Genomic DNA, 23,835 nt, shown 5'->3' with positions numbered 1-23,835 from the left:
GTGAAGAGAGAACACACCCATGAGCAACACCACCACGCCGGCTACCGCCTCCGCCGACTCGTACGCGATGACAGAACTCAATCGCGAAGCGCAGATGGGCGGTATGGGCACCGAGACCACCGACCGTGAGGTCCGCCGCATCAGCCTTGCCGACTTCGAACAGCGTCGTGCACAGATCGCCGACGAACTCTGGTCCGCCGCAACCGATATCGGCTTCTTCCAGGTCGTCGACCACGGCATCGACATGGCCGAGGTCAACCACGCCTTCGAGATGTCGGCCAAGTTCTTCGAGCTACCCCGCGAGGTCAAGGAGCAGTTCCCCCTCAAGAAGGGCCAGAACGCCGGGTGGGAATTCTCCAGCCAGGTCCGCCCGTCTGTGGGTACGCCTGATCAGAAGGAGTCCTACCAGCTCACCCTCCCCCGCATGGAAGGACTGTGGCCGACCGAAGAGGAACTCGCCGGATTCCAGGCAACGCTGCTCGACTTCGAGCACAAGTGCTGGAAGCTCGCGATGGACATCCTCGGCTGCTTCGCGGAGAAGCTCGGATTCGACCGTGAGTTCTTCACTCGCGCACACGATCCCAGCACCGAGACCTACCAGAGCACACTTCGCCTGCTGCACTACTACGCCTTCCCCGACGCCATGCTCGACGAGCCGAACGTCTGGCGCGCAGGCGCTCACACCGACTTCAACGCCTTGACGCTGCTGTTCCAGCGCGCGGGCCAGGGCGGCCTGCAGGTGCTCCCGGGGGCCGAGGCATCCACGCAGGCGTGGACTCCTGTCGAGCCGTCCGACGAGGCGATCACCTGCAATATCGGCGACATGTTGATGCGCTGGTCCGACGACAAGCTCCCGTCGAACTTCCATCGCGTGCGCGCACCGCGTCGTGGCGAGTACACCGGCCCGCGCTACACCATCGCCTACTTCGCGCAGGCGAACACCGACGCCCTGATCGAGAGTGCCGCAGGCAAGTACCCGGCGATCACCGGCGGCGACTACATCGCACAGCGCATCGCGGCGAACTTCGCCAAATGAGCGACGACGTGACCTCGGGAGAACAGTCGAGCTCGGTGTTATCCAGCTCGGTGTTCTCCGACGTCGCCATGTACACGGGCGGCATCTGGCTCGAGCATCAGGATGTTCGCGTGGTCGGCGGGGTCGTCGAATCGATCTCGCCCCACGCGTCGTCGACAACTGCTGCCGCTGAATCGATTTCGACCGGCGGCTACCTGATTCCGGGTTTCGTCAACACGCACACCCACCTGCAGCAGTCGCTGATGCGCGGTATCGCCGAGTGCACGCCGCTACTGGAGTGGCTGCTCGCTGTCGGCGAGGAGTCGGTCGCCATCACACCCGAGCGCGCGTACACGGCGGCAGTTGCGGCAAGTCTGGAGATGCTTCGGTCGGGCACCACGACCGTCGTCGAGCACATGTGGCCCCACCCGTCCACCGAGGTCCACGGTGCGGTGATCCAGGCGTTGCGCGACACCGGGATTCGTGCGGTCCTCGGACGCGGTGTCGCCGATCGGCCAGACGCCACCCGCAAGTGGGGATTCGAGCCACGACTGATGCAGCCGCTCGACGAGGTGCTCGACCATGTCGAGCACCTGCGCGAGCAGACTGCAGAGTCGACGATCAGTGTGGCACTTGCCATTCCGAACCCGCGATCGGTCACCGAGTCGGGAATGGTCACACTGCGCGAGTTCGCTCAAGAACGTGACATGTCGGTGATGATCCACCTGCTCGAAACACCGACCGACGATGTGATGTGTCTCGAGCATGCGGGACTCGGCGCGGTCGAGTACCTCGACTCCAACGATTTCTTGTGGAACAGGCTACTCGCGGTGCACTGCGTCGAACTCGACGACGTCGGACAGTCGATCCTCGCCGAACGCGGAGTTGCGGTGTCGCACAACCCGTTGTCGAATATGCGGCTCGGTAGCGGTATCGCGCCGATCCCCGCGATGCTCGACCGCGGCGTCGGCGTCGGACTCGGTGTCGACGGCGCGGCGAGCAATGACACACAGGACATGCTCGAGACGTTCCGCATCGGAGCGTATCTACAACGCGCGGCACACAAGCGCGCCGACCTCATGGGATTCGAGACGATGCTCGACATCGCTTGTGGCGGAGCGAATGTGGCGCTCGGTCTGCCCGAGGTCATCGGCGGCGTGAGCGTCGGCGCGCCCGCCGACCTCACGCTTGTCCGGTTCGACCGCGACTACGCGACGTTGCCAGTCCGCGACCCCGGCGCATCGCTGCTGACCACCGGGTCACGCTCGATCGTCGACGTCGTGATGGTCGACGGCGACGTGGTGATCGCAGACGGTCGGAGCACTCGTATCGACGAGGCGGAGTTCACCAAAGAGGTTGCGTCCCTGTCCTAGGACATAAAGGTTCTACGTTGCGTGGGACCTGGGGGTGCAATTGTGCACCTCTGGGTCCCACACAACTCGCCGAAGGTCAGCTGAAACGGGCAAGCACGCTGTGGACCGCCTGCGTGACGGTGAGCCTGTCGAACGACTGCACGAAGTCGAAGGTGCGCTCGAGGTCGGGGCCATCGTCGTGCTGATCGCGTGCCGAGAGCAGCGCGGCGAAGTGAGGTCCGAGTATCGCGACTGTCCACTCGTTGACGAGATCGTCGGCGGCGTCGAGCGGCGCGTGTCTGACGTTGCCCTCGACCATGTGCGACAGTCCGACACCGTAGACACCGGCGAAGCCCGTGACGTCTGCGAGTTCGCGCCACCGCTGTGACGTGGTGTCCGTGAAGTGTTGCGCGTGCTGGAAGGTGCCGACGACGATCATCGCCTGGCCGGCAGATGCCGCCTGGGCTTCGAGCGCTTTGCTCATCTCGACAAGAAGTCGCTTGGTTCCGCGGCGCGGCTCCTGCATGACCGACGCGAGTGCATACGGGGTGTCGGCCGACGGCGCTGGGCTCGACCACACCGGCGCCTCCGGAAAGGGCACCACCTCGTCGGCCGGAAGCTCCGACGGGTTGGCGACGGCCGGGTAGAGCCGTCCGGTGCCGAATGTCGCTCCGATGGTCATCGCTGCCGATCGCGACTGCTCGTCGTGGACACCTTCTGCGACGACAACAGCGTTGCTGCGTTCGACGTGCGCGGCGAGCGCATGCGCGACCTCGGCCATGTCGGGTTCCGTGGCAACCGAGAGCAACTCGGGTCCGGTGATGATCACGTCGGGCTCGATGAGTGGGAGCATCGAGATCGCGTGCGGGTCGACACCTATGCCGTCGACGCAGATCACGCGGCCACGGCTACGTGCTGCCTTCACCGCGCCGAGCGCCTCGTGCGGACGGCTGAGCAACTGCGCCGGCGATACCGAGAAAACCAGACGCTGCAGGGCTGCCGGTGTCGGCAACGCATCGAGTTCGTGCTGCGGGATGGAGTCCATGTCGACTGCGACGAGCACCGGGAGGATCTCGGCGATTTCCACCGCCTGCGGCGAGTCGGCGAACACCATCTTCTGCTTATCGAGCGGCGCCTTCTGTTCCATCAGGCGTGCGGCTCGACGCAGTGCCTCTGCGGTACCCATCGCGCTTCCGGCCAGACCTCGAACCTGCAATTCGACAGCAGCGAGCGCACCGTCCGACAGACGGCGAACCGGCGCGAACTGCATGACCACCTCCATCGACAAATCGTCGGCGGCCAACACCGACGAGTGGTAGGTGGATCGTCGAGATAGGCGCGTCATCTTCTTAGCTAACCATCCATTTACGTAATATGCGAAAGTCACCGTCGCCGCCGTCCCCGACACGGCCGCCGTTACCTTCTCGTGACCATGGGTTGCCGTGCGGTGTCAGTACTGCCGCGGCCCTGGTCAACGCGTCACGGCGGTCCGTAACGTCGACGTCAGTTCATCGCGGCGCCTCGTTCGTGACGACATTCGAGTGAGGAGAGACTCATGTCGCAGATCACGACGACCGCTGATTCAGACCATGTCCCGGCCGCTGCCACAGCGACTGGAATCGACGAACCGATCCCGCTGATCGCGTCCGCCAGGTCGGGGATCGTCATACTCACGCTTCTCGCGGCGAGCACGACCATCACGTTCGGTTCGCTGTTCTTCGCGTAACCCGCCTCTTCGCACACCCGACTCCGCAAAACTTCGACTCCGCATCACTCGACTCGAGAGTGGAAGCACGTCACAGTGCTGCGCCCGTGTGCCGCCTGCGCCGACCCCCGCGTCCGCAGGCGGTGCACACCACTCGGGGTCGGCGCATGGAGCCGCGCAGTATCAGCGACCCTTCACCATCCGTGTCGGGCGCATCCGCGTCGACTGCGGGAGCCACCGGTTCACCGACTTCTGCATCGTGCACAGCGCTGAGATCACGAGAAGCGCGAACTGAATCCACCCGATGACCGGCAGAGCCGACCACACGTCCGGGTAGCGGAACAGCAGATCTATCCCGATCGGGATACAGAGCAGGTTGACGACGACCGCGGCGAGGTAGAAGTTGCGGCAGTTGCGACTGTGATGCGTGGCCGCGGCGACCAGCAGCGCGTACTCGATAGCGAGGAAGACGACGATCATGATCAGCATGAACGGCGGAAAGAAGTTCGCCATCGGGTCGATGCGGTCGGCCGGTGCCGCGTTCCGCGGATCGGTTGCGAGTCCCTCGCGCAGACGGTCCCTCAGCAGTCCTCTGATCGTCCCGACATTGACGAAGCCGTAGACGAACGCGACCAGTCCAGCGGCTGCTGCTCCCCAGAACGCGACGCGCGCGTGGACGGTCAGCGCGCGCGGCGCCGGACCCGGATCGGTCGGTCGCGACGGATAGAGCACCGCCTCGTCCTTGTCCTTCGACCGACGCTCGATCGCCGCCAGGTCCTCGGCGTCGAGTTCGGCCTGCGTCGGGATGCGATCGGACTCATCAGGGTCGGTCATGGTGACGATTGTCGCACCGTCACCGGCGCCCGATCTTGAGCATCCGGGACTCGACGACCGGCGGCCGACTTCTCGACGCCTCCCGATCTTCAGCATCCGGCTCACCGTCGCCTGCCAGAGCGAGCCGTCGGGCGCGATGGTGCCGGTCAGTTCGAGCGGCTCGTCGACCGGTCCGTCGCCGACGTGCAACGTGCGTACGCGGGCGCCCGTCGCGAAATCGGTGGCGATGTAGTCGATAGGCCCGACCTGCTGGATCGATCCTGGCCGATAGGGCCCGTACCCGAGGCCGTGGATGAGCCCGTCGGCGCGCGAGAGTCGGGGCAGCGACGCGAGGCGGTCGCCGTTCTCCCACACCCGGTGGCACTCCCCCGCGGACACGTCGATGCGTGTCGATCCGCCGACGAAGGGCGCGTTGGCAGGCACGCTCGGACCGCTGACGGCCATGGGCGGGTACTGGTAGCCGTAGGTGCTGGGGATGATGAGCGAGTTGCCCCAGGCCATCGGCGAGTTCTCGGTGCCCTGTCCTGAGCTGCCGAACGCGGGCATGCGGCACACCGTCGAGCCGGTGTTGCTGTCGTAGACGATCAACTGGGGTCGGGAGGCGTTGTCGACGATGGCAACCCATCCGTCGCCACCGGGGCCGAAGTAGGTGGGTGTTGTGCCCGATCCCCAGGTCAATTGGCCGGGGCGACGTGCGGTTCCTCGGTCATACGCGCGGCGCCACACCACCTCTGGTGTTCCGTCGACGCCCGCTCGCACCTCGTAGAGAGCGTGCGTCGAGATGACCGACACTCCCGATGCTCGCACCGAGAGCCCGTTTCCGAGGTCCTCGCCAGCAGGCAGATGCATCGACCGCACACGTTGAGCTGCGCCGACCGTGCCGACGACGCCGTGGGTGGTCACAAACCAGACGCGTCCCGCGAAGTCCGGCGCGAGCGCGGTGATGGCGTCGCCCGCGGGGATATGCGCCTTCAGGTCGACGCGATCGTCGACGTAGAGCTGCCACCCCTGCGTCGAATGCCGATGTGCCACACGCAGAATCGCGCCGGACCCGTCGGCGACGACCACGCGATCGCGATCGTCGAGATACCCGTACACACCTCCGAGCAGCCCACCCTTGGTCAACTGCTTGCGTGCGATCGGCACCGCGGTCGTCGGATCGAAGAGCGTCACCGTCGCCACCGCGACCTGCAGCGGCGCTGTGCCGACGAACTGGGTACACAGCGACACCGGCATCCCATCGCGTCCCACGAACGTCGCGGCGCAGGCACCGCCGGGAATCGACGACGCCGCGAGACGCGCGGACTTTCCCGGTCCGGCGAACGGCGTCGAGTCCGACGACCACAGGTCACCGTGCATCAGCGACGTTCCGACCGGACCGAGTCCGGTCGCCGGGCCCGGTGCGGGAGCCGTCGAACCGTGTGTCGGTGGCGCCGCGACCGCAGGTCCTCCGACGATCGCACCCACGAGTATCGCGACGACGATGGTCGACGCGGCGAGTATGCGGATGCGGATGCGGGCAGCACACATACGCGGACCTGGCGATGTCACCGCGTCACTCTGACAGATAGGCGACGATAGCGCCCGACATTCCCGCACGGGCGTCATCAAGGTTGCCGTAGGTACCCAACGTGTGCTCCGAGATGAGTCCGCGCATCGCACCCGGGATCAGCGCGGCCATCTGCCGGACCTTCCCTGGATCGAGGTCGAGGTCGGCAAATGCACGCTCGAACGCCGCGTCCCAGTTCGGCTTCCACGAAGCCAATTCGGCTGCGGTGAGGGGAAATTCGCGTTCCAATTCGACGTGTTCGCGCGGAAGCGCCGCGCGGAGCGTCTCAATGGCCCGCGCCTCCGGCGTCGTGAGTCCGTAGAACATCGCGTCGATCAGAGCGGACACCCTCTCTCGCAGCGTCCCGTCGGGTTTGACGCTGGCCGGGAGATCGCCGCGCTGGTCCGCGGTGTGACGCAGAACCGCTGCCCACAGACCGTCGATATCGCCGAACTGGTACTTGACCACACCCCACGTCGCACCGATCTCCCGCGCGATCCGATTACCCGAGACCGCCGTCGGATCACCCGTCGCCAACGCGGCGATTGCCGCACGGATCATGCTGTCCCGCGTGGCCTGACCACGCTTGTTCGCGCGCCGGGGGGTGGTCGTCGCCTCACTCATAACGATCGAGTCTAGCCACATATCGAGATTTTCACAGAACCCTCTTGCACTATTTCACAGAGGGTTCTACGGTTCTTCCTATGGCACAGACCCCGCTGTCGATGGAACCGACTGGCTGGTACCAGGTCGCCTGGTCGCACGAGATCGCCGTCGGCGACGTCCACCGCATGACCTACTTCTCCCGCGACATGGTCGCGTGGCGCTCGGCGTCGGGAAAGATCTCGGTGTTCGACGCCTATTGCGAGCACCTCGGCGCACATCTCGGGTACGGCGGTCGCGTCGAGGGCGAGAACCTCGTCTGCCCATTCCATGGGTGGCAGTGGAACGAGCAGGGTCGCAACGTCTGCATCCCGTACGAGAAGAGACCGAACAGAGGCAGGCGAATTCGCAGCTACCCTGCAGTCGAGCGCAACCATGCCGTGTGGATCTGGTTCGACACCGCCTCTCGCCCACCGTATTTCGAGGTGCCGGACGTGTTCACCGCATTCGGCGACGACGCATCGGACGCCGACAACTACTACGCACCCATCCCCGGCGGGACACTGTTCCACGAGCGGCTCGAGCTCCATCCGCAGTACATCATGGAGAACGGCGTCGACTTCGCCCATTTCAAGTTCGTCCACGAGACGCCGTTCATGCCGGAGTTCACCCGGCACGATTTCCATGGACCGGTCTCCTACGTCGATTTCACCATCGCGTTCGAACAGGGAGCCACCCTCGAATCCGCCTCCAGCGGCGTCTATTCCGTGAACGCTGGACTCGGGTGCTCCGTGACCAAGTCGTGGGGGATGGTCGAGAACCGCACGATGCCTGCGGTCACCCCGGTCGACGGATCGACGTGCGACGTACGGTTCACCGTCTGGATCGGCAAGAAGCCGGGCGAAGAAGACGCCACCGAGCTGACCAAGTACGGCAAGGTGATGAGCGACCTGGTCATCGACCAGTTCGACAGGGACGTCCAAATCTGGTCGCACCAGCGCTATTCGGATCCTCCTGCGCTCTCGCAGCGAGAGTTCAAGGGCTTCACCGCATTACGCAACTGGGCGGTGCAGTTCTATCCCGAGGGCGACTCGGCCTACGGGCGAGACCCGACACGTCCCGAAAGCGGTGCAATTGTGCCGCTGCACCCGTCGGCCGCCGCCGCAACAGCCTGAGCGCACCAGCGTCGCGAACATGTCCACACGAAAGGTCCAGCCCATGAACAGTTCCCGCACGATTCGCGTATTCCAGGTTGCCACAGGCAATCTCGGCACCGAGATGATCGGACGAATCACCTCCCACCCAGACCTCGAACTCGTCGGTCTGCACTGCTACACCGCCGACAAAATCGGACGCGACGTTGGCGAGATCGTGGGCATCGACGCGATCGGCATCGCGGCCACGGGTTCCGTCGAGGAGATCATCGCAGCACGGCCGGACGTCGTGACATTCCACGGCGTCTTCCCTGATGAGGACCTCTACGAGAAGGTGCTCGAGGCAGGCATCAACGTCGTGACCACCGCCGACTGGATCACCGGATATCACCGGGACACCAACTGGCAGCATCCTTCCGGGCGCAAGGTCAGCGAGGTCATCGAGGCTGCCTGTCAACGCGGAGGGTCGACGTTCTATGGCACGGGCATGAACCCGGGACTGTGTCAGATCCTCGGCATCGTCCACAGCGCCGACGTCGCCGCGATCGAGAACGTCACCGTCACCGAATCGGTCGACGTCTCATGCCATCACTCCGTCGACACCTGGAAGGCCGTCGGATACGGTCTGCCGGTTGATGATCCGACGATTCCGGAGTCATTGCACAAGTACACCGCAGTCTTTGCCGACTCCGTCTATCTCATGGCCGACGCATTCGGGCTCGAGCTCGACGAGGTGAAGTACTCCTACGAACTCGGCGCGTGCACCAAGGACGTCGATCTCGGCTGGTACTTCCTACCCAAGGGATCATTGGGCGCCAACTACATCAAATACCAGGGCATGGTCGACGGTGTCCCGCGGATCGAGACCCACCTCGAGTGGCAGATGACACCGCACACCGATCCCGCGTGGGATATCAAGGCCTGCTATATCACTCAGATCACTGGCGATCCGAGTATCTACAGCAAGCACATGATCTTCCCCAAGCCGGGAATGGATTTGTCGAAGCCCGAGAACTTCGCCTCCATCGGCATGACCGTGACCGGGCTGCCGGCGCTCAACTCGATCCGCTCGGTCGTCGAGGCGAGGCCCGGCATCATCACCAGTAACGACCTTCCACTGAGGGCATTCGCCGGACGATTCGCCGTGTGACATCACGTATCGGCTGTGCCCGCGATATCGAGTGCAGGCCCGAGCCAGCGTCGAAGATAGACACGCAACTGCTCCGGCGTACGCGGTGGGTCCGAGGGGTACTGCAGAAACGACATCAGCACGCGCAGCATGAACTCGGCGAGTCCCTCGAGTTTCTCGTCGTCGATTCCCACCTCGTCCCAGTCGATCGGGAATCGTCGCAACACCGACGCGCCGAACTCCATTGCGCGAGAGGATGTTGCGCCACGGCTGAAGAGTTCGTTCTCCCCCACCTGAACGAGAAGTCCGATATACGGTTCGTCGGGCAGTCGCCCCAACGTGTAGACGATGGCCTCGGCAAGGGCATCGCGCGGATCGGTGATGTCGGCGACGTGATCGGTGAGGCGGTCGAGGAACTGCGTGGCACCTGCTTCACCAACCGCGGTCAGTAGTTCGGCGGTCGTCGGGAACACGCGGTAGACCGTCTGCCTGGTGACCTGGAGTTCGGCGGCGACATCGGCGAGAGTTGCCTTGCCAGGACCCGAACGATCGATGCACCGCATCGCGGCCGCCACGATGCGTTCGCGTGCTTCGTCTTCGGTGCGCGGCAGGTCGCCGCCCCAACCTCGGGTTCTCATCGGTCAATCGTCGCACGCGGGTATTTCGAATCTGGTCATACACATAAGCATTGTTTGTATGATCGAGCATGTCGGCCACGCCCCTTCACCAGCCTGAGGTGCACCAATGCAGACCTGTACAGCCGAGTACCTCCGCCTGTCGGAGACGCTGACCGGTGTTCGATGCGACGGCAATGCGTTCGTCACGTTCACCAATCCGGCGAACCTCGCGAACTGGACCCTGCCCGTCATCGAGGCGACGCTCGTCATCGGACTCGTCGCGTGTCTGATCCACGCCATCCGGTGGTATCGCGCCACGCGCGACGCGTCGAATCTGGTGGTGTGGTGCAGCGGGATACTCGCATTGCTCCTCGTCGAACCGATCGCCTACTTTCCGCAGTGGTTCGGTATCGAGGAAGAACTCGGACTGACCTTCGCGCACAACATGTTTACGGTGCAGTTCCTCTACGACCGGTTACCGCTCTACATCATCGCGATGTACCCGGTCTACCTGTACGTGGCGTACACGCTCGTCCAGCGGACGGGAATCTTCAAGCGCTACAACATCTTCGTATCCGCAGCCTGCGTGGCTTTCGTATTCCACTGCCTGTACCAGGTTGTCGACGGCCTTGGGCCACAGATGAAGTGGTGGGTGTGGAACCCAGAAGTCTCCACGGCACACCCGTCATTCAGCGGTATCCCCCTGCTGAACATGAGCGCCTTCAGCGTCATGCTGCCGTTCGGCATCGCCCTGGTGACGCGCTGGTTGTGCACAGTCCCGCACCGCGGCGGTTGGTATCTCGTCCGCGACGTCGCGCTGACGAGTGTGCTCGTCTGGCCCGTCCTCTTCGTCGGATCAATTCCCCCCACCATCCTCGATCTGCTGGGCGGTTCGCTACTGGTCGGTCGAGCCGTCTCGGCGTGGACCTACGTGGCGATCCTGGCGGTCGTCACCGTCGCGGCATTCCGGGGCGCCTACCGAGCACGCCGCAGTGATCCGTCGTTCCTCCCCGAACCGCTTGCGCGGGAATGGTTTCCGGTGATCTGCTCCGCGGTATACCTGGTCGTCGCGGCAGTGCTGTGGATCAGTGCACTGCCCGACTACTTCGCAGCTGTCGACGGGGTGGCACCCAACGGCGGACGCATCGGGCCGCTTCCGTATGCGACCGCCGCCTACGTGGCCTCGGCGTTGCTCACGATCGGTTCGTTCGTCGGCGTCCGACGCCCTCGGGCCTCCGCCCCCACGGAACGCGTCCGAAGCGGCTCGGAGCTGCCTGCACCGTCTGCCTCGTGAATCGACCTGCCGCACAGACAACTACGGCCCCCGCGTCACTGCGGGGGCCGTAGTTCATTCCTGTGGGGGTGATTCCGTTCGATAACTCAGCCGTCGAAGTGCGACAGCAAGAAGTTGGTGGCGGGCAGCAGCGTGAACACCATCGGCAGCGCGTGGTTGACCACGAGGCCGGGGAAGATCGGCGGGATCGTGTTGGTGATCATGCGAACGTCAGCTCCCTGAGCACGCCAGTCACGGTCGAGCGTGGCCACCTGGCCGTACGGAATGACGTCGTCGCTGAGGCCACCTTCGAGCAGGACCGGCGCGTTCGGCTTGAGCCTGCCGATCCGCTGCTCGTCGACGATCTTCTTGACGTTCGGGTAGCGATTGATGACCGCAGACAACGACTTTCCGTCGCGTGTCCACGAACTCGTGCGCTGGAATCCGAAACTCAGCCCGGTATCGGCGATGCACTGCGTCGACAGTTGCTTGAGCACCTGACGTCCGCGGGGTGTCGTCTCCTTGTCGACGACGGTCTTCAGTTCGGGATAGCGGGCCTCGAGACCATTGATGGCATAACCGATTCCGCCGACGATGAACGTGCCGTCGATCTGGTCGATCACCTTCGACAGGTCCGCGGGCGGTGCACCCGCATACGATGCCTTGACGTTCAGTTCGGGAGCGTAGCTCGACGCCAGTTCGGCCGCCGATGCCGACGCACCGCCGCCCTGCGAGTAACCGGAGAAGCCGACCGGCGCGTTGGCGGGCGCCTTCTCGACCTTCAGCGCCGCACGCGCCGCGTCGAGCATCGCCTGGCCGGACTCGACCCTGTTCACGTAGGTGTGAATTCCCGGGGTGCCCATGCCGATGTAGTCGGTGATGGCCACGCGCACGCCGTTGATCAGCAAGAGATTCAGTTCGAGAGCCGTGTAGTTCAGCGCGAGGCTCGGCTTGCTCGGGTCGATCGCGACGGGCAGGCTCATCAGTTTCGAGCCAGCGCACTGATCACCCTGACCGATGGTTCCCGGGCCGAGCACGACGGTTGGTCGCGGACCCTTGCCTCGCCACGGCGCAGTGGGTTCGACGACGGTCCCGGTGACCGCCGCGGGCGTTCCATCCTGGTAGCGAGAGGTGTACATGATCCGCGTCGCCGTGCCCGGCCACTGGTTCTTGATGCCGGGAATCTGCAGCAGCAGCGGGCTGGGCTCGCTGCGGATGATCGACCCCGGAGTCGCCGAGAACTGCGACGGCGGGGTGTAGAAATCCGCCGCGTGAGCCGGTCCGACTGCCGCCGTCGCAGCACCAAGAGCCAACGCACCCGTCGTGAGCGCAACCGTGGACCGTCGTGTCACACGACCGATCCGCCTACCTGAGATGAATCCCCGAATTCGTGTCATGGACGTAACCTACCGCACAGTAAGTCACGGGTGTGATCCAGGGCGCAGGCGTGTTACGGGAAACTACGCAAAGCGCACATTCATTGTTGCTAGGCCAAAAATCTTGCGACCAGCCGACTTCGCCACGATGATGACGACGCCGCTGCGGGTCTCGGGATCGAGCGACTTGATCTTGCCGCTGAACTCGATGTCGCCGCCCTCTGCAGCAGACACGACCGCGACCTGCGACAAACGCACCGCGTACCGCGTCACGGCGCCCGGATCGCCCGACCACGCCGACACGAAGCCCGCGCCGAGCCCCATCGTCAGCATTCCGTGAGCGATCACGTCGGGAAGGCCGGCCAGCTTGGCGATCGACTCGTCCCAATGGATCGGATTACCGTCTCCGGAGACGCCCGCATAGTTGACCAGATCTCCGCGCGAGAGGCGGGCGTGCCGCACCGGCAGCGCGTCGCCGACCGTCAGCGAGTCGAAGTCGAGGCTGCCCGGAGCTCGCTGGGCGCCCGCACTCGAAATGACCTGTGCGCCTTCGGGTCGCACCGTCTTCACGTACGCGGCGTCCGAATCGTCGGACGACAGGACGTTCACGTCGTGCACCATGATGCTGCGGACCGCGTCGTTGATGCCCGGGTCGACATCGTCGGACGTCACGCCGACGACCGTGGTGTGCATGGTGTGCACGACCTCGCCCGCGGCGTCGGTGAACGTGTTGGTGACGGTGATCAGGTCGCGACCGGCGATGCGTCGAATCGACGACAGCTCGACGTCGGTCGTCAGTTCGTCACCCGCGACGATCGGTCGATGTTGCTCGAAGACCTGCTCGGTCTGCACGTAGGTCTCGTAACCGACCACGACCGACTCGAACAGAGCTCGGTTGGCGCCCATCGCCGGGATCGCCGTGAACGTCAGTGGCGCAACAAGTCCCGAGTAGCCGAGTGCGTGTGCAGCCTCTTCATCGCGGTGTGCGGCGTTGTGGTCTTGGACCGCGCGCGCGTACTCGCGCACCTTCTCACGACCGACCAGATAGGGCTCGTCGATCTTGTAGTAGTGGCCGAGTCTGTCGGCAACCGCCGGAGCGTCTGTGGGAGTTGACATCGTGATTCACCAATCGGCGGTTGTCGGATCAGGTGTGATGGTGCGGGACCTAGTTGGCCGGGCTGTTACCCGACGAGCAGCTCCGCGATCTGAATCGTGTTGAGAGCCGCACCCTTTCGCAGGTTGTCACCCGACACGAACAGCGCGAGTCCTCGACCGTCCGGCACGCCGGGATCCTGTCGAATCCGACCGACGAGCGAGTTGTCCTTGCCCGCCGCAGCGAGTGGGGTCGGAACGTCGGTCAACTCCACTCCCGCTGCACCGGAGAGGATCTCGTTGGCCTGGGCGGGAGACAGCGGCTGTGCGAACTCGGCGTTGATCGACAACGAGTGCCCGGTGAATACCGGCACCCGCACACAGGTTCCGCTGACGAGCAGCTCCGGAAGCCCGAGGATCTTGCGAGATTCGTTGCGCAGCTTCTGATCTTCGTCGGTCTCACCAGAACCGTCGTCGACCAGCGCTCCGGCAAGCGGCAACACATTGAACGCGATGGGCGCGACGTACTTGACCGGCGCGGGGAAGTCGATCGCCGAGCCGTCGTAGACAAGCTTTTCGAGGTCGTCGATCGCCGCACGCGACTCGGTGGCGAGCTCATCGACGCCTGCGAGCCCACTGCCCGACACCGCCTGATACGACGACACGATCAGTCGTTGCAGCCCTGCCGCATCGTGCAGCGGCTTGAGAACCGGCATCGCGGCCATCGTGGTGCAGTTCGGATTGGCGACGATCCCCTTGGGTGGATTCTTCGCCAGCTCGCCGTTGACCTCCGAAACCACCAGCGGCACATCGGGATCCTTGCGCCACGCCGACGAGTTGTCGATCACGGTCACGCCCGCGGCGGCAAACCGTGGCGCCTGCTCGCGCGACATGGTGGCACCTGCCGAGAACAGCGCGATGTCGAGGCCGGTCGGGTCTGCGGTCGCAGCATCCTCGACGACGATCTCGCCGTCACCCCACGGCAGCTTCTTACCCGCCGACCGAGGAGAGGCGAAGAATCGCACCTCGTCAGCGGGAAAGTTGCGCTCCGCCAACAGGGTTCGCATGACGCCGCCGACCTGACCGGTGGCTCCGACAACTCCGATACGTACGCCCATGGCTCAGCGCCCCGTTCCTGCGTAGACAACGGCTTCTTCTTCTCCGCCGAGGTCGAAGGCCTCGTGCAGTGCGCGCACGGCGTCGTCGAGTTCGGTGTCGCGGCACAGCACCGAGATTCGGATCTCCGACGTCGAGATCAACTCGATGTTGATGCCGACGTTGCTCAGCGCCTCGCAGAACGTCGCCGTGACGCCGGGATGGCTCTTCATGCCTGCGCCCACCAGCGAGACCTTGCCGATGTGGTCGTCGTAGAGGACCTCGGTGAAGCCGATCTCCTCCTGCAGCTTGGTGAGCTTCTCGACGCCGAGCGGCCCGAGTTCACGCGGGAGAGTGAAGGTGATGTCGGTCTTGCCCGTCTCGACCTTCGAGATGTTCTGCAGCACCATGTCGATGTTGATCTCGGCGTCGGCGACGGCACGGAACACCTTCGCGGCGTAACCGGGCTGATCGTCGAGGCCTACGACGGTGATCTTGGCCTCGCTGCGATCGTGTGCGACACCGGTGAGAATCGCTTCTTCCACGGGAATGTCCTCCATCGAGCCGGCAACCAGCGTGCCGGGTTTGGTCGAGTACGACGAGCGCACGTGTACGGGAACGTTGTATCGGCGGGCGTATTCCACACACCGCAGCATCAGCACCTTCGCGCCGCACGCGGCCATCTCGAGCATCTCCTCGAAGGAGACGGTCTCGAGGCGTCGGGCGTCGGGGACGATGCGCGGGTCGGCGGTGTAGACGCCGTCGACGTCGGTGTAGATCTCGCACACGTCGGCTTCGAGGGCCGCGGCCAACGCGACGGCCGTCGTATCCGATCCGCCGCGGCCGAGCGTCGTGATGTCCTTGGTGTCCTGCGAGACGCCCTGGAAACCTGCGACCAGCACGATCTTGCCCTCGTCGAGCGCACTGCGCACACGACCGGGCGTGACGTCGATGATCTTGGCCTTGCCGTGGCTGCTGGTGGTGATCACACCAGCCTGCGAGCCGGTGAACGACTGCGCCTGCGCACCGAGCGAGCTGATGGCCATCGCGACGAGAGCATTGGAGATGCGCTCGCCCGAGGTGAGCAGCATGTCCATCTCGCGAGCCGGTGGGGCCGGGTTGACCTGTTGCGCGAGGTCGAGGAGTTCGTCGGTGGTGTCGCCCATCGCGGACACGACCACGACGACGTCGTTCCCCTGCTTCTTGGTCTCCACGATGCGCTCGGCGACCCGACGGATGCGCTCAGCTGTCGCAACCGATGATCCACCGTATTTCTGCACCACGAGTGCCACGTAGATAACCTCCCGGCAGGGCTCGACGTCGGGTTTTCCGCTTGACTGCCGAGACAACCTTACCGACGATGCCCGCGGGCTCCACGTCGTGGTGGTGGCGGGACGGCTTCCACGTGCTGCAGACCACACGCGTCCCCTAACATCGCTGAGGTGACCAGCGAGACCGAGGTCGGGAAGGCGAGCCGACAACGCCGCTCCCGGAAGACCAGCGTCGCACCCGGCGCGACGTCCGCTGATCGAGCCGACGCGCCTGCCGCGGGTCGGCCCGGGGCGAATCCGCGTCGAGTCCGCCGGGTTGAGCGGCCCGCAGCCGGCGACGGGCGGGAGGAGATCGAAGCCACCTCACGTCCGGCCGTCGAAGACGACTCGCTGCCCTACTGGGTGACGGCGATCGGGGTGTTCATCGCGATCCGGATCGTCGGGTTGCTGGTGCTCGGTCGGTTCGCGCAGTTGCGCGAGACCAGCGTCGGAAACGCATTGTCGGCGTGGGATGGCAAGTGGATGCTCGCGATTGCCGAGCACGGTTACGGCGACGTGCCGTATTCCCTCACCGACGCCCGCGGTCTGCATACCGCCGACACCGCGTACGCCTTTTTTCCGGGGTATCCGTATCTGGTCGGGTGGATCGCCAAGCTTCCGTTCATCACGCCGTTCGGTGCGGCGATCTCGCTCAACGTCGTTCTCGGTTGCCTGACGGCCGTCGGAGCCGCTCGGTTGGGCGCTGACTGCGTACGTGCGATGGGTAACCGCTCGCCACTGACGCGCGGGGTGTCGGTCAATCCCGAACGTGTCGGGCTCTACCTTGTCGCGATCCTGGCCGCGACGCCGATGGCGATCGTGCTCAACATGGCTTACACCGAGGCGTTGTTCTGCGCGCTGACGGTGTGGGCGCTCGTCGGAGTGATCGAACGCAACTGGCTGCTCGCAGGCGTTGCAGCTTGCCTCGCGGGAACCGTGCGCCCGACGGCCGTCGTCATCATCGGCGTCGTGATGGTTGCCGCGGCGCTGACATTGGTGCGCGATCGGGATGCGCGCTCGTGGCGATCACGACGCGGAAGTGGCGCCTACCTGTGGCTGGCGATCGTGCTGAGTCCACTCGGATATCTCGGCTACCTCGCGGTCGTCTGGGCACACACGGGCTCGCCAACCGGCTGGTTCCGCATCCAGACCGAGGGCTGGGACACCCGGATCGACGGCGGCGTCGTCACCTTCAACTTCGTCAACGACGCGCTGGTGAACTCCGGCGAGGTCGCCTCCGTCGCCACCGCGTGGATCATCATCGCGACGTTGATCATGGTCGTCGTCGCATTCTGGGCGCGCCTGCCGTGGCCGGTGGTCGTCTACGGGACGCTCGTCGTGGCGTCGATCATGCTGTCGAGCGGACTGATGATCAGCCGTCCCCGGCTGCTGCTGCCCGCCTTTGTGCTGCTGCTTCCGCTCGCGATCGCGTTGGCCAAGCAGCGGACATCGGTCGGCGTGGCCGTCGTGGTCCCGATGGTCATCGGCAGCGCCTGGTTCGGCGCGCACATGCTGACCGTCTACCCGCACGCGATGTGAGGTCGGAGGTCGGGGTTCTTCCTCGGGTTTCGGCCGGGCCGCGCGGCTCTTCCTCGGGTTTCGGCCCGGCCGCTCGACTCTTCCTCGGGTTTTGCGCGTTCCCCGCGACACTTCTCGCCGAAAGCGAAGGAAGCCACGGAAAGAATCCTTCCCCTACTTTCTGCACCCGGTCGACGCTCAGCCGCGCGGGCGGAGGCCGTCGAGCACGAGGCCGACCATGCGTCGGCGCGTCTCGGGTGTGTCCTCGGCGACGCACGTCATCGACAGTCCGCCCACCAGGCGTGAGATGTCCGACGGCTCGATGTCTTCGCGGAACACGCCCTCGCGCTGGCCCTTCTCGAGCGTCGCGGCCATCAGTTCGCGTGACTGATCGCGGGCCTCGCTGAAGACCGGAGCCTCGTCGCCGACGGCCGCGAGGATCGCCTCCTTCATGCCGCGCTTGGTGCTCGCGGTGGACATGTACGCCTCGAAGACGCCGGCCAATGCGACGTCGGCAGGCCCTGACTCGAGCAGGCGCCAGCCGTCGGCGATGATCGAGTCCGAGTAGCTCCGAAATGTGGCTTCGATAAGCGCCGCGCGATTGGGAAAGTGCCGGTACAGCGTCCCTATGCCCACGCCGGCCTCGGCGGCGACCTTGTCGAGCGCGACGTCGACGCCCTCGGCGTGGAAGAGGTCCGCGGCCGCGGCGATCAGCTTGTCGTAGTTGCGTGCGGCATCGGCGCGGGCGGGCCGTCGGGACAGAGTTCGCCGCGAATCGTTCCCACTCGCGGCCCCGACCACTGACTCCCCAGCCACGGCGACTCCTACCTTCCGACACGAATAGCACCGACGACGCCGCGCGCACAGATCGAGCACAGCGGCGCCAGCAGACACAACAGTTGCAAAGCGGAGGACCCTCCGTATATTAATCGGAGGAAGCTTCCGTTTCTCCAGTGAGTGTACTCCACACCGGCGTGGGTGAGCCCCATCAGACTCACGCCGAATTCAGTGCACTGCTCCGCCGATCCATTCATTCGAAAAGAGCGGCCACATGTCCCTTTCCTCCATTGATCGCACGGCAGATTCGACGCCTTCGGGCTCAGGCCTACGCTCGCGCATCAACACCGATGCCCTGGTGCTGGTCGCCGTGCTCGGATGCCAGTTGATGGTGGTGGTCGACGCCACGATCGTCAACGTCGCACTGCCCGATATTCAACGCTCCCTTGGCTTTTCGACGTCAAATCTCTCCTGGGTGCTCAACGCCTACACGCTCACCTTCGGTGGGCTGCTACTACTCGGCGCCCGCCTGGGCGACATTCTCGGTCGACGCCGCACCTTCCTCGACGGTCTCGGACTGTTCGTCGCGGCGTCGGCATTCGGTGGTCTCGCAACCGATTCGACGATGCTCCTCGTTGCCCGCGCCCTGCAGGGCGTCGGCGCCGCGATCGCAGCACCCGCTGCACTGGCACTACTGATGACCCGATTCTCCGACGGCGCGCAGCGCACGCGCGCACTGGCGCTGTTCACCGCCGTCTCGATCGGTGGATTCTCGCTTGGCCTCGTCTCAGGCGGAGCGCTCGTGCAGTGGCTCGACTGGCGCTGGGTCTTCTTCGTCAACGTGCCGATCGGACTCGTGGTGATCGTCGCGGGTGCACTGTCACTACCGCGCACCACACGCGAGCGCGGCTCCTTCGATCTACCAGGCGCCGTATTGTCCACTGCCGGAATAGGTCTCATCGTGTACGGCCTCGTCAACGCGGCCGAGCACGGATGGAGCAGCACGATCACCATCATCGCCCTCGTCGCAGGCGCAGCACTTCTCGGCGCGTTCGTCTACGCCGAAGACCGCGCACACCAACCGATCACACCGCTGCGCCTCTTCGCCTCGACGCCGCGGAGCGCTGCATTCGCCGGTCGATTGGTGATGGTCGCGGGCTTCATGGGCATGATGTTCTTCCTCACGCAATACATGCAGGAGGTGCTGCACTACGGCCCACTCGAAACCGGATTGGCATACCTGCCGATGACGGCGGCGACTTTCGGCGCATCACAGTTGAGTGCGCGAGTTCTGGTGCCACGCTTGAGTACTCGCACCCTGCTACTCATAGCCTTCGGTGCAGCGGCAGCCGGCCTGTATTGGCTGAGCACTCTCGACGCTCCTACTCCGTATCTGTCACTGCTCGGGCCGTTCATCCTCGTCGGTGCGGGCGGCGGTATGGCCTTCCTGTCGCTGACCACGGCGTCGTTACGCGGCGTCGACCCTCAGGATGCCGGCGCGGCGTCGGGCTTGGTCAACACCGCGCAACAGCTCGGCGGCACAGTCGGTTTGGCGATCATGGTTGCCGTCTTCGGGGCCCCAACACGCGGAATGCCCACGTCGACAATCACATTCGCCCACGGCATGACAGTCACCGTACTGGTCGCTGCCATCCTGCTGACGGCTGGCGGCGTGCTGATGGCACTCACCCAGGGTGAGGCGCGCCCGCGACCGGTCGAGACATCACTCACGTGATCCGACGCGGCGTCGTCGACCTCACCTACGATTTCGACGACGCCGCTCTCGCCTCGAACCCCGCGCACAGATAGTCGACTCCGGCGTCGAGCAGCGCGCGCGGATCGTTCAACCGTGTGGCGTCGGCAGCGTCGGACAACGTGGACAGGTGCGGCAACCGCGAGGTGACCCGACCGGCGATGAGATCAGCGAGTCCACTCGGATGTTCACCGGGCGATGCGTCGAGCAACTCTTCACTGACCTGCGCGAGCGCGACGCCATTGACGTAGCTCCACAACGTGAGTGCCATTTCGGTGGCGGTAGTGATGTCGATGCCGAGTTCGGTGAAGCCCGCCGCGAGCCAGTCAAGGCCCTCGAGCGCGTCGACACCAAAGCTGTAGCGCGGCGCCGAGTACGCCAGCACCACCCACGGATGGCGGCGATAGAGCTGCCAATCGATGTCGACGGCGATCGCGACCCGTTCGCGCCACGACCATGGCCCCGCCTCGTCGACGGGATAGGGAAATCGACGACCGATCTCCTCGGCCATCGCCTCGAGCAGCGCGTCCTTGTCGGAGATGTGCCGGTAGAGCGACATCGCGCCGACGCCCAGTTCGTCAGCGATGCGTCGCATCGACAGCGCGGGCAGCCCGTCCCGGTCGGCGACGTTGATGGCGGTGTCGACGATCAGCTCGGTGGTGAGCTTGGGCGCACGCTCGTCGGCCACCAACTCTCCTCACGTGTCGGGAATAAATTGTTTGCGTACAGCGTACTCATCACCGTACCGTCGATGCGTACGGCGTACGCGGGTGCCCGAGAGCACAACACCGTCGACGCATTCACACTTATCGAAGGAGAGCAGTAGTCATGTCCGTCCGCATCCGTCCGTCCGAGAAGCGCACCCGCGAAAATCCGGGCGCCGATCGACGCGCGTGGTGGGGACTGGCCGTGCTGACCCTTCCGGTTCTCCTGGTCTCGATGGACTTCTCCGTCCTCTACCTCGCGATCCCGGCGATCACCGACGCCCTCGATCCCAGCGCCGCCCAGCAGTTGTGGATTCTCGACATCTACGGGTTCCTCATCGCAGGACTGCTCATCACGATGGGCAACGTCGGCGACCGCGTCGGCCGTCGACGCATCCTGCTGTTGGGTGCCGCGATGTTCGGCATCGCCTCGGTCATCGCCGCGTTCGCTCCCACCGCGGGCGTCCTGGTCGCTGCTCGCGCGCTGATGGGTATCGGTGGTGCGACGCTGATGCCGTCGAGCCTGTCGCTGATCGCCAACATGTTTCCCGACGCCAAGTCGCGCGGCCGGGCCATCGGTGTGTGGACCGCCGCCTTCGCGGGCGGTTCGGCCATCGGCCCCGTCGTCGGAGGCGTTCTGCTGCACCACTATTGGTGGGGCGTCGTCTTCCTGATCAACGTGCCGGTACTCGCCGTGCTGTTCCTCCTGGGACCCAAGCTGATCCCCGAGTACCGCGCAGGCACCGGTGAACCGTTCGACTTCATCGGCGTCGGACTCTCCCTGCTTGCGATCCTGCCGATCGTCTACTCGATCAAGACGATGGCGTCAGAAGGTGCCACCCTCCCGGTCGCAGCAGTCGGCGTGCTCGGTGTCGTGATGTTCGTGTTCTTCCTCATGCACCAGCGTCGAACCACAGCGCCACTGCTCGACCTGAAACTGTTCCGCAACGTGCAGTTCAGCGCCGCCGTGACGGTCGCGTTGTTCGGCATGATGGCGCTCGGCGGTATGTCGTATCTGACGGGCGTCTACCTGCAGTCGGTGCGCGACTTCGACGTCCTCAACGCCGCACTCGCCGGACTGCCGATGGCGATCGCCGTCGCGGTGTTCTCCATCGGTGCGACGCGCATCGCTGCGCGTGTCGGCATGCGGACGGCGTTCGTCGGGTCGGTCGCACTCGCCGCTGCGGGCAACCTGGGACTCCTGTGGCTCACGACGTCCAGCCCGCTGTGGGTCTACCTCGTGTTCACCTCGATCGCCGGTATCGGCTACGGCATCCAGTTCTCGCTGGTGTCCGACGTCGTCGTCGGCTCGGTGCCCGCGGAGAGATCCGGTGCGGCGTCGGGCATCTCGGAGACCAGCTTTGAGCTGGGAACCGCGCTCGGCCTCGCTCTGCTCGGTTCGCTCGCAACGCTGATGTTCCGCGAACACGGCGACGGCTGGGCGTTCGGCGACACCCTCGGCGAGACTCTGCACCGCTCCAACGAGATGGGTCCCGCGGGCGCCGAACTCGCCACCGCGGCCAAGCAGGCATTCGTCGACGGCATCCACGCGGCGTCACTCGCGTCGGTGATCGCGCTCGGTGTGCTCGGCGTGATTCTCGCGGTCGTGATGCGTACACCGCGCGTCGTCGAGCAGTCGGTGGATCCCGAACTGCCTGCCGCGCAGGACAGTTAGCCCTGTCGCGGGAGTCCGCTCCCACGCACGCTGCTCCTCATGCCGTTGTGCTCCAGTACCGTTGGCGCGGTGCATGAACTGATCAGTCAGCGCTGGAGCGCTCGCGGCTACGACGCCGAGGCCACCGTCTCGGTCGACGAGGTCACCGAGATCCTCGACGCCGGACGGTGGGCACCCACGTGGGGACGCATGCAGCCGGTGAGGTTTGTGGTCGGTCTGCGCGGCGATACGACGTTCGACGCGCTGACCGCCACACTCAACCGGGGCAACACGACGTGGGCGCCCGCCGCAGGTGCACTGATCCTGTTGTGCACCACCGACGATCCGTCCGACCCCAAGCCCGACCTCTACGGCGGCGTCGACCTCGGGCTCGCGTTGGCACAGATGATCCTGCAGTGTGGCGCACTCGGCCTCAACGGACATCCACTCGCCGGATTCGACAAGGACTCCGCCAGAAGGGCTTTCGGCATACCCGCCGACAAGAAGCCCCTTGCGATGCTGGCCGTCGGTCATCTCGCCGACCCCTCGACGCTGCCCGCCGAGATCCGCGAGCGCGACGCCGAGCCGCGCGAACGGCTACCCCTCGACGAGGTCGCGTTCAGCGGCCACTGGGGCGAGCCGTTCGCGGCTCGCTGAGCGCCTCTACCCGCTGCAGGTCTCGAGCGCCTTCTTGATCGCGGCCCGGTGCGCGCTGCGATCCTTCTTGGCGATGCCATGGTCGCGCAGGAAGTTCTTGATCTCGGCGCGCTCCGGGTGCTTCTTGCGCATCTCTTCACGCTGCTGCTTGCGCTGAGCAGGGGTCAGCACGATCGTGTTCTCGAAATGCTCCTTGGCGCGCGGATGAGACTGGATCTCTTTCCACAGCGCGGGGTCTTCCTTGGCCAACGCCTTCTCGACTCCGGCCAACGTGCACTTGGTGCCGGGCACCGGGGTTGTCTGCGCGGGTGCGGGTTTTGCCTCATGCGGGGCCGGAGCGGCGTTCGCCACTCCGCCCGTCGCGATCGCGCTCGCGACGCCGACACCGGCCAACGCGACAGTGATGCGACGTGCCGTCGCTCCGGTGAACAAACGTGACATGTCTCTACCTTTCTCGGCACACACTCGCGGTTGAGTGTCGCAGCCAACCTTCCGGCGGCTCCTCGAAGCAAACGCCCAAAAGCTAAGTGCCGCCTGAGAATTCACAGTGCGAACGCCCAGTAATGCTCAGGCAAAGAGACTTTCAGTCGGCGCCAAAGTATCCTTTGTCGCCACTAATCCGACAGAACACCCCAATGTGGCGGGCCGCAAACTATGGTAAGCCTAGC

At 65.1% G+C, this 23,835-nt stretch carries 21 protein-coding genes and 1 pseudogene; 10 read left to right on the top strand and 12 right to left on the bottom strand.

The window, feature by feature from the left end:
- Positions 1–19: 19 nt before the first annotated feature.
- Together A5785_RS15195 and A5785_RS15190 are read left to right on the top strand one after the other, a co-directional pair.
- The gene (locus A5785_RS15195; RefSeq protein WP_064867266.1) at positions 20–1,036 is read left to right on the top strand and encodes an isopenicillin N synthase family dioxygenase; all 1,017 of its coding nucleotides are present in this window, start codon (positions 20–22) and stop codon (positions 1,034–1,036) included.
- Positions 1,033–2,388, top strand: a complete 1,356-nt coding sequence (locus tag A5785_RS15190) for an amidohydrolase family protein (RefSeq protein WP_064867264.1) — start codon at positions 1,033–1,035, stop codon at positions 2,386–2,388. Before A5785_RS15195 ends, A5785_RS15190 begins: the two co-directional genes overlap by 4 nt.
- A gap of 76 nt (positions 2,389–2,464) precedes the next feature.
- On the opposite strand, the gene A5785_RS15185 is transcribed toward A5785_RS15190, so the two are convergent.
- Positions 2,465–3,637, bottom strand: coding sequence for an EAL domain-containing protein (locus tag A5785_RS15185; RefSeq protein ID WP_082937870.1), 1,173 nt, complete (start codon positions 3,635–3,637; stop codon positions 2,465–2,467).
- 285 nt (positions 3,638–3,922) lie between these two features.
- Here A5785_RS15185 and A5785_RS23520 point away from each other — a divergent pair, with 285 nt between their 5' ends.
- Positions 3,923–4,093: a hypothetical protein gene (locus tag A5785_RS23520; protein WP_197494471.1), complete on the top strand. Its 171-nt coding sequence runs from the start codon at positions 3,923–3,925 to the stop codon at positions 4,091–4,093.
- Between the two features lie 162 nt (positions 4,094–4,255).
- Here A5785_RS23520 and A5785_RS22995 read toward each other — a convergent pair whose 3' ends face one another.
- The 3 genes and pseudogenes from A5785_RS22995 to A5785_RS15175 form a co-directional block, all read right to left on the bottom strand.
- Positions 4,256–4,906, bottom strand: coding sequence for a hypothetical protein (locus tag A5785_RS22995; RefSeq protein ID WP_049700544.1), 651 nt, complete (start codon positions 4,904–4,906; stop codon positions 4,256–4,258).
- Between the two features lie 78 nt (positions 4,907–4,984).
- Positions 4,985–6,436: pseudogene (locus A5785_RS15180) on the bottom strand (hypothetical protein); the annotation flags it as partial.
- Positions 6,437–6,461: 25 nt separating this feature from the next.
- Entirely contained in the window at positions 6,462–7,079 is a 618-nt protein-coding gene (locus A5785_RS15175; protein WP_064867262.1) for a TetR/AcrR family transcriptional regulator, read from the bottom strand.
- Between the two features lie 80 nt (positions 7,080–7,159).
- Here A5785_RS15175 and A5785_RS15170 point away from each other — a divergent pair, with 80 nt between their 5' ends.
- Both A5785_RS15170 and A5785_RS15165 read left to right on the top strand, forming a co-directional pair.
- Positions 7,160–8,233, top strand: coding sequence for a Rieske 2Fe-2S domain-containing protein (locus A5785_RS15170; protein ID WP_064867260.1), 1,074 nt, complete (start codon positions 7,160–7,162; stop codon positions 8,231–8,233).
- A gap of 43 nt (positions 8,234–8,276) precedes the next feature.
- Positions 8,277–9,362 carry an NAD(P)H-dependent amine dehydrogenase family protein gene (locus tag A5785_RS15165; protein ID WP_064867258.1) on the top strand — a complete coding sequence of 362 codons (1,086 nt, stop codon included), beginning with the start codon at positions 8,277–8,279 and terminating at the stop codon, positions 9,360–9,362.
- A gap of 2 nt (positions 9,363–9,364) precedes the next feature.
- Here the strand turns inward: A5785_RS15165 and A5785_RS15160 are convergent, their stop codons facing one another.
- The gene (locus A5785_RS15160; RefSeq protein ID WP_064867256.1) at positions 9,365–9,979 is read right to left on the bottom strand and encodes a TetR/AcrR family transcriptional regulator; all 615 of its coding nucleotides are present in this window, start codon (positions 9,977–9,979) and stop codon (positions 9,365–9,367) included.
- A 106-nt stretch (positions 9,980–10,085) separates the two neighbouring features.
- Here A5785_RS15160 and A5785_RS15155 point away from each other — a divergent pair, with 106 nt between their 5' ends.
- Positions 10,086–11,252 carry a hypothetical protein gene (locus A5785_RS15155; RefSeq protein WP_064867254.1) on the top strand — a complete coding sequence of 389 codons (1,167 nt, stop codon included), beginning with the start codon at positions 10,086–10,088 and terminating at the stop codon, positions 11,250–11,252.
- A gap of 86 nt (positions 11,253–11,338) precedes the next feature.
- On the opposite strand, the gene A5785_RS15150 is transcribed toward A5785_RS15155, so the two are convergent.
- The 4 genes from A5785_RS15150 to A5785_RS15135 all read right to left on the bottom strand — a co-directional run bounded on the left by A5785_RS15150 (position 11,339) and on the right by A5785_RS15135 (position 16,086).
- Complete coding sequence (locus A5785_RS15150; RefSeq protein ID WP_231894112.1) at positions 11,339–12,628, bottom strand: lipase family protein; 1,290 nt, start codon at positions 12,626–12,628, stop codon at positions 11,339–11,341.
- Between the two features lie 63 nt (positions 12,629–12,691).
- Positions 12,692–13,723 carry a fused (3R)-hydroxyacyl-ACP dehydratase subunits HadA/HadB gene (locus tag A5785_RS15145; protein ID WP_049700536.1) on the bottom strand — a complete coding sequence of 344 codons (1,032 nt, stop codon included), beginning with the start codon at positions 13,721–13,723 and terminating at the stop codon, positions 12,692–12,694.
- Positions 13,724–13,788: 65 nt separating this feature from the next.
- A complete protein-coding gene (locus tag A5785_RS15140; RefSeq protein ID WP_049700535.1) occupies positions 13,789–14,817 on the bottom strand; it encodes an aspartate-semialdehyde dehydrogenase in 1,029 nt (342 codons plus the stop codon).
- A 3-nt stretch (positions 14,818–14,820) separates the two neighbouring features.
- The gene (locus A5785_RS15135; protein ID WP_005209522.1) at positions 14,821–16,086 is read right to left on the bottom strand and encodes an aspartate kinase; all 1,266 of its coding nucleotides are present in this window, start codon (positions 16,084–16,086) and stop codon (positions 14,821–14,823) included.
- 150 nt (positions 16,087–16,236) lie between these two features.
- On the opposite strand from A5785_RS15135, the gene A5785_RS15130 reads away from it, so the two are divergent.
- Positions 16,237–17,643 carry a hypothetical protein gene (locus A5785_RS15130; RefSeq protein ID WP_431816331.1) on the top strand — a complete coding sequence of 469 codons (1,407 nt, stop codon included), beginning with the start codon at positions 16,237–16,239 and terminating at the stop codon, positions 17,641–17,643.
- 177 nt (positions 17,644–17,820) lie between these two features.
- Here the strand turns inward: A5785_RS15130 and A5785_RS15125 are convergent, their stop codons facing one another.
- Positions 17,821–18,438 carry a TetR/AcrR family transcriptional regulator gene (locus tag A5785_RS15125; RefSeq protein WP_197494470.1) on the bottom strand — a complete coding sequence of 206 codons (618 nt, stop codon included), beginning with the start codon at positions 18,436–18,438 and terminating at the stop codon, positions 17,821–17,823.
- 235 nt (positions 18,439–18,673) lie between these two features.
- Here A5785_RS15125 and A5785_RS15120 point away from each other — a divergent pair, with 235 nt between their 5' ends.
- Positions 18,674–20,134 carry an MFS transporter gene (locus A5785_RS15120; protein WP_064867248.1) on the top strand — a complete coding sequence of 487 codons (1,461 nt, stop codon included), beginning with the start codon at positions 18,674–18,676 and terminating at the stop codon, positions 20,132–20,134.
- 25 nt (positions 20,135–20,159) lie between these two features.
- Here A5785_RS15120 and A5785_RS15115 read toward each other — a convergent pair whose 3' ends face one another.
- On the bottom strand, positions 20,160–20,840 hold the full coding sequence (locus tag A5785_RS15115) for a TetR/AcrR family transcriptional regulator (protein WP_049700533.1): 681 nt from the start codon (positions 20,838–20,840) through the stop codon (positions 20,160–20,162).
- Positions 20,841–20,980: 140 nt separating this feature from the next.
- Here A5785_RS15115 and A5785_RS15110 point away from each other — a divergent pair, with 140 nt between their 5' ends.
- Both A5785_RS15110 and A5785_RS15105 read left to right on the top strand, forming a co-directional pair.
- Positions 20,981–22,531: an MFS transporter gene (locus tag A5785_RS15110; RefSeq protein WP_049700532.1), complete on the top strand. Its 1,551-nt coding sequence runs from the start codon at positions 20,981–20,983 to the stop codon at positions 22,529–22,531.
- Positions 22,532–22,600: 69 nt separating this feature from the next.
- Entirely contained in the window at positions 22,601–23,167 is a 567-nt protein-coding gene (locus tag A5785_RS15105) for a nitroreductase family protein (RefSeq protein ID WP_049700531.1), read from the top strand.
- A gap of 6 nt (positions 23,168–23,173) precedes the next feature.
- Here the strand turns inward: A5785_RS15105 and A5785_RS15100 are convergent, their stop codons facing one another.
- Complete coding sequence (locus A5785_RS15100) at positions 23,174–23,608, bottom strand: hypothetical protein (protein WP_049700530.1); 435 nt, start codon at positions 23,606–23,608, stop codon at positions 23,174–23,176.
- Positions 23,609–23,835 lie beyond the last annotated feature (227 nt).

This window comes from Gordonia sp. 852002-50395_SCH5434458 (assembly GCF_001665905.1).
GTDB lineage: Bacteria > Actinomycetota > Actinomycetes > Mycobacteriales > Mycobacteriaceae > Gordonia > Gordonia jacobaea.
This window is presented reverse-complemented; position numbering and strand designations above follow the sequence as displayed.

Bases quoted from the DNA above. Each gene is read 5' to 3' on its own strand.
- A5785_RS15195 (WP_064867266.1), top strand. From the start codon at position 20: ATGAGCAACACCACCACGCCGGCTACCGCCTCCGCCGACTCGTACGCG.
- A5785_RS15190 (WP_064867264.1), top strand. From the start codon at position 1,033: ATGAGCGACGACGTGACCTCGGGAGAACAGTCGAGCTCGGTGTTATCC.
- A5785_RS15185 (WP_082937870.1), bottom strand. From the start codon at position 3,637: ATGCAGTTCGCGCCGGTTCGCCGTCTGTCGGACGGTGCGCTCGCTGCT.
- A5785_RS23520 (WP_197494471.1), top strand. From the start codon at position 3,923: ATGTCGCAGATCACGACGACCGCTGATTCAGACCATGTCCCGGCCGCT.
- A5785_RS22995 (WP_049700544.1), bottom strand. From the start codon at position 4,906: ATGACCGACCCTGATGAGTCCGATCGCATCCCGACGCAGGCCGAACTC.
- A5785_RS15175 (WP_064867262.1), bottom strand. From the start codon at position 7,079: ATGAGTGAGGCGACGACCACCCCCCGGCGCGCGAACAAGCGTGGTCAG.
- A5785_RS15170 (WP_064867260.1), top strand. From the start codon at position 7,160: ATGGCACAGACCCCGCTGTCGATGGAACCGACTGGCTGGTACCAGGTC.
- A5785_RS15165 (WP_064867258.1), top strand. From the start codon at position 8,277: ATGAACAGTTCCCGCACGATTCGCGTATTCCAGGTTGCCACAGGCAAT.
- A5785_RS15160 (WP_064867256.1), bottom strand. From the start codon at position 9,979: ATGAGAACCCGAGGTTGGGGCGGCGACCTGCCGCGCACCGAAGACGAA.
- A5785_RS15155 (WP_064867254.1), top strand. From the start codon at position 10,086: ATGCAGACCTGTACAGCCGAGTACCTCCGCCTGTCGGAGACGCTGACC.
- A5785_RS15150 (WP_231894112.1), bottom strand. From the start codon at position 12,628: ATGACACGAATTCGGGGATTCATCTCAGGTAGGCGGATCGGTCGTGTG.
- A5785_RS15145 (WP_049700536.1), bottom strand. From the start codon at position 13,723: ATGTCAACTCCCACAGACGCTCCGGCGGTTGCCGACAGACTCGGCCAC.
- A5785_RS15140 (WP_049700535.1), bottom strand. From the start codon at position 14,817: ATGGGCGTACGTATCGGAGTTGTCGGAGCCACCGGTCAGGTCGGCGGC.
- A5785_RS15120 (WP_064867248.1), top strand. From the start codon at position 18,674: ATGTCCCTTTCCTCCATTGATCGCACGGCAGATTCGACGCCTTCGGGC.
- A5785_RS15110 (WP_049700532.1), top strand. From the start codon at position 20,981: ATGTCCGTCCGCATCCGTCCGTCCGAGAAGCGCACCCGCGAAAATCCG.
- A5785_RS15100 (WP_049700530.1), bottom strand. From the start codon at position 23,608: ATGTCACGTTTGTTCACCGGAGCGACGGCACGTCGCATCACTGTCGCG.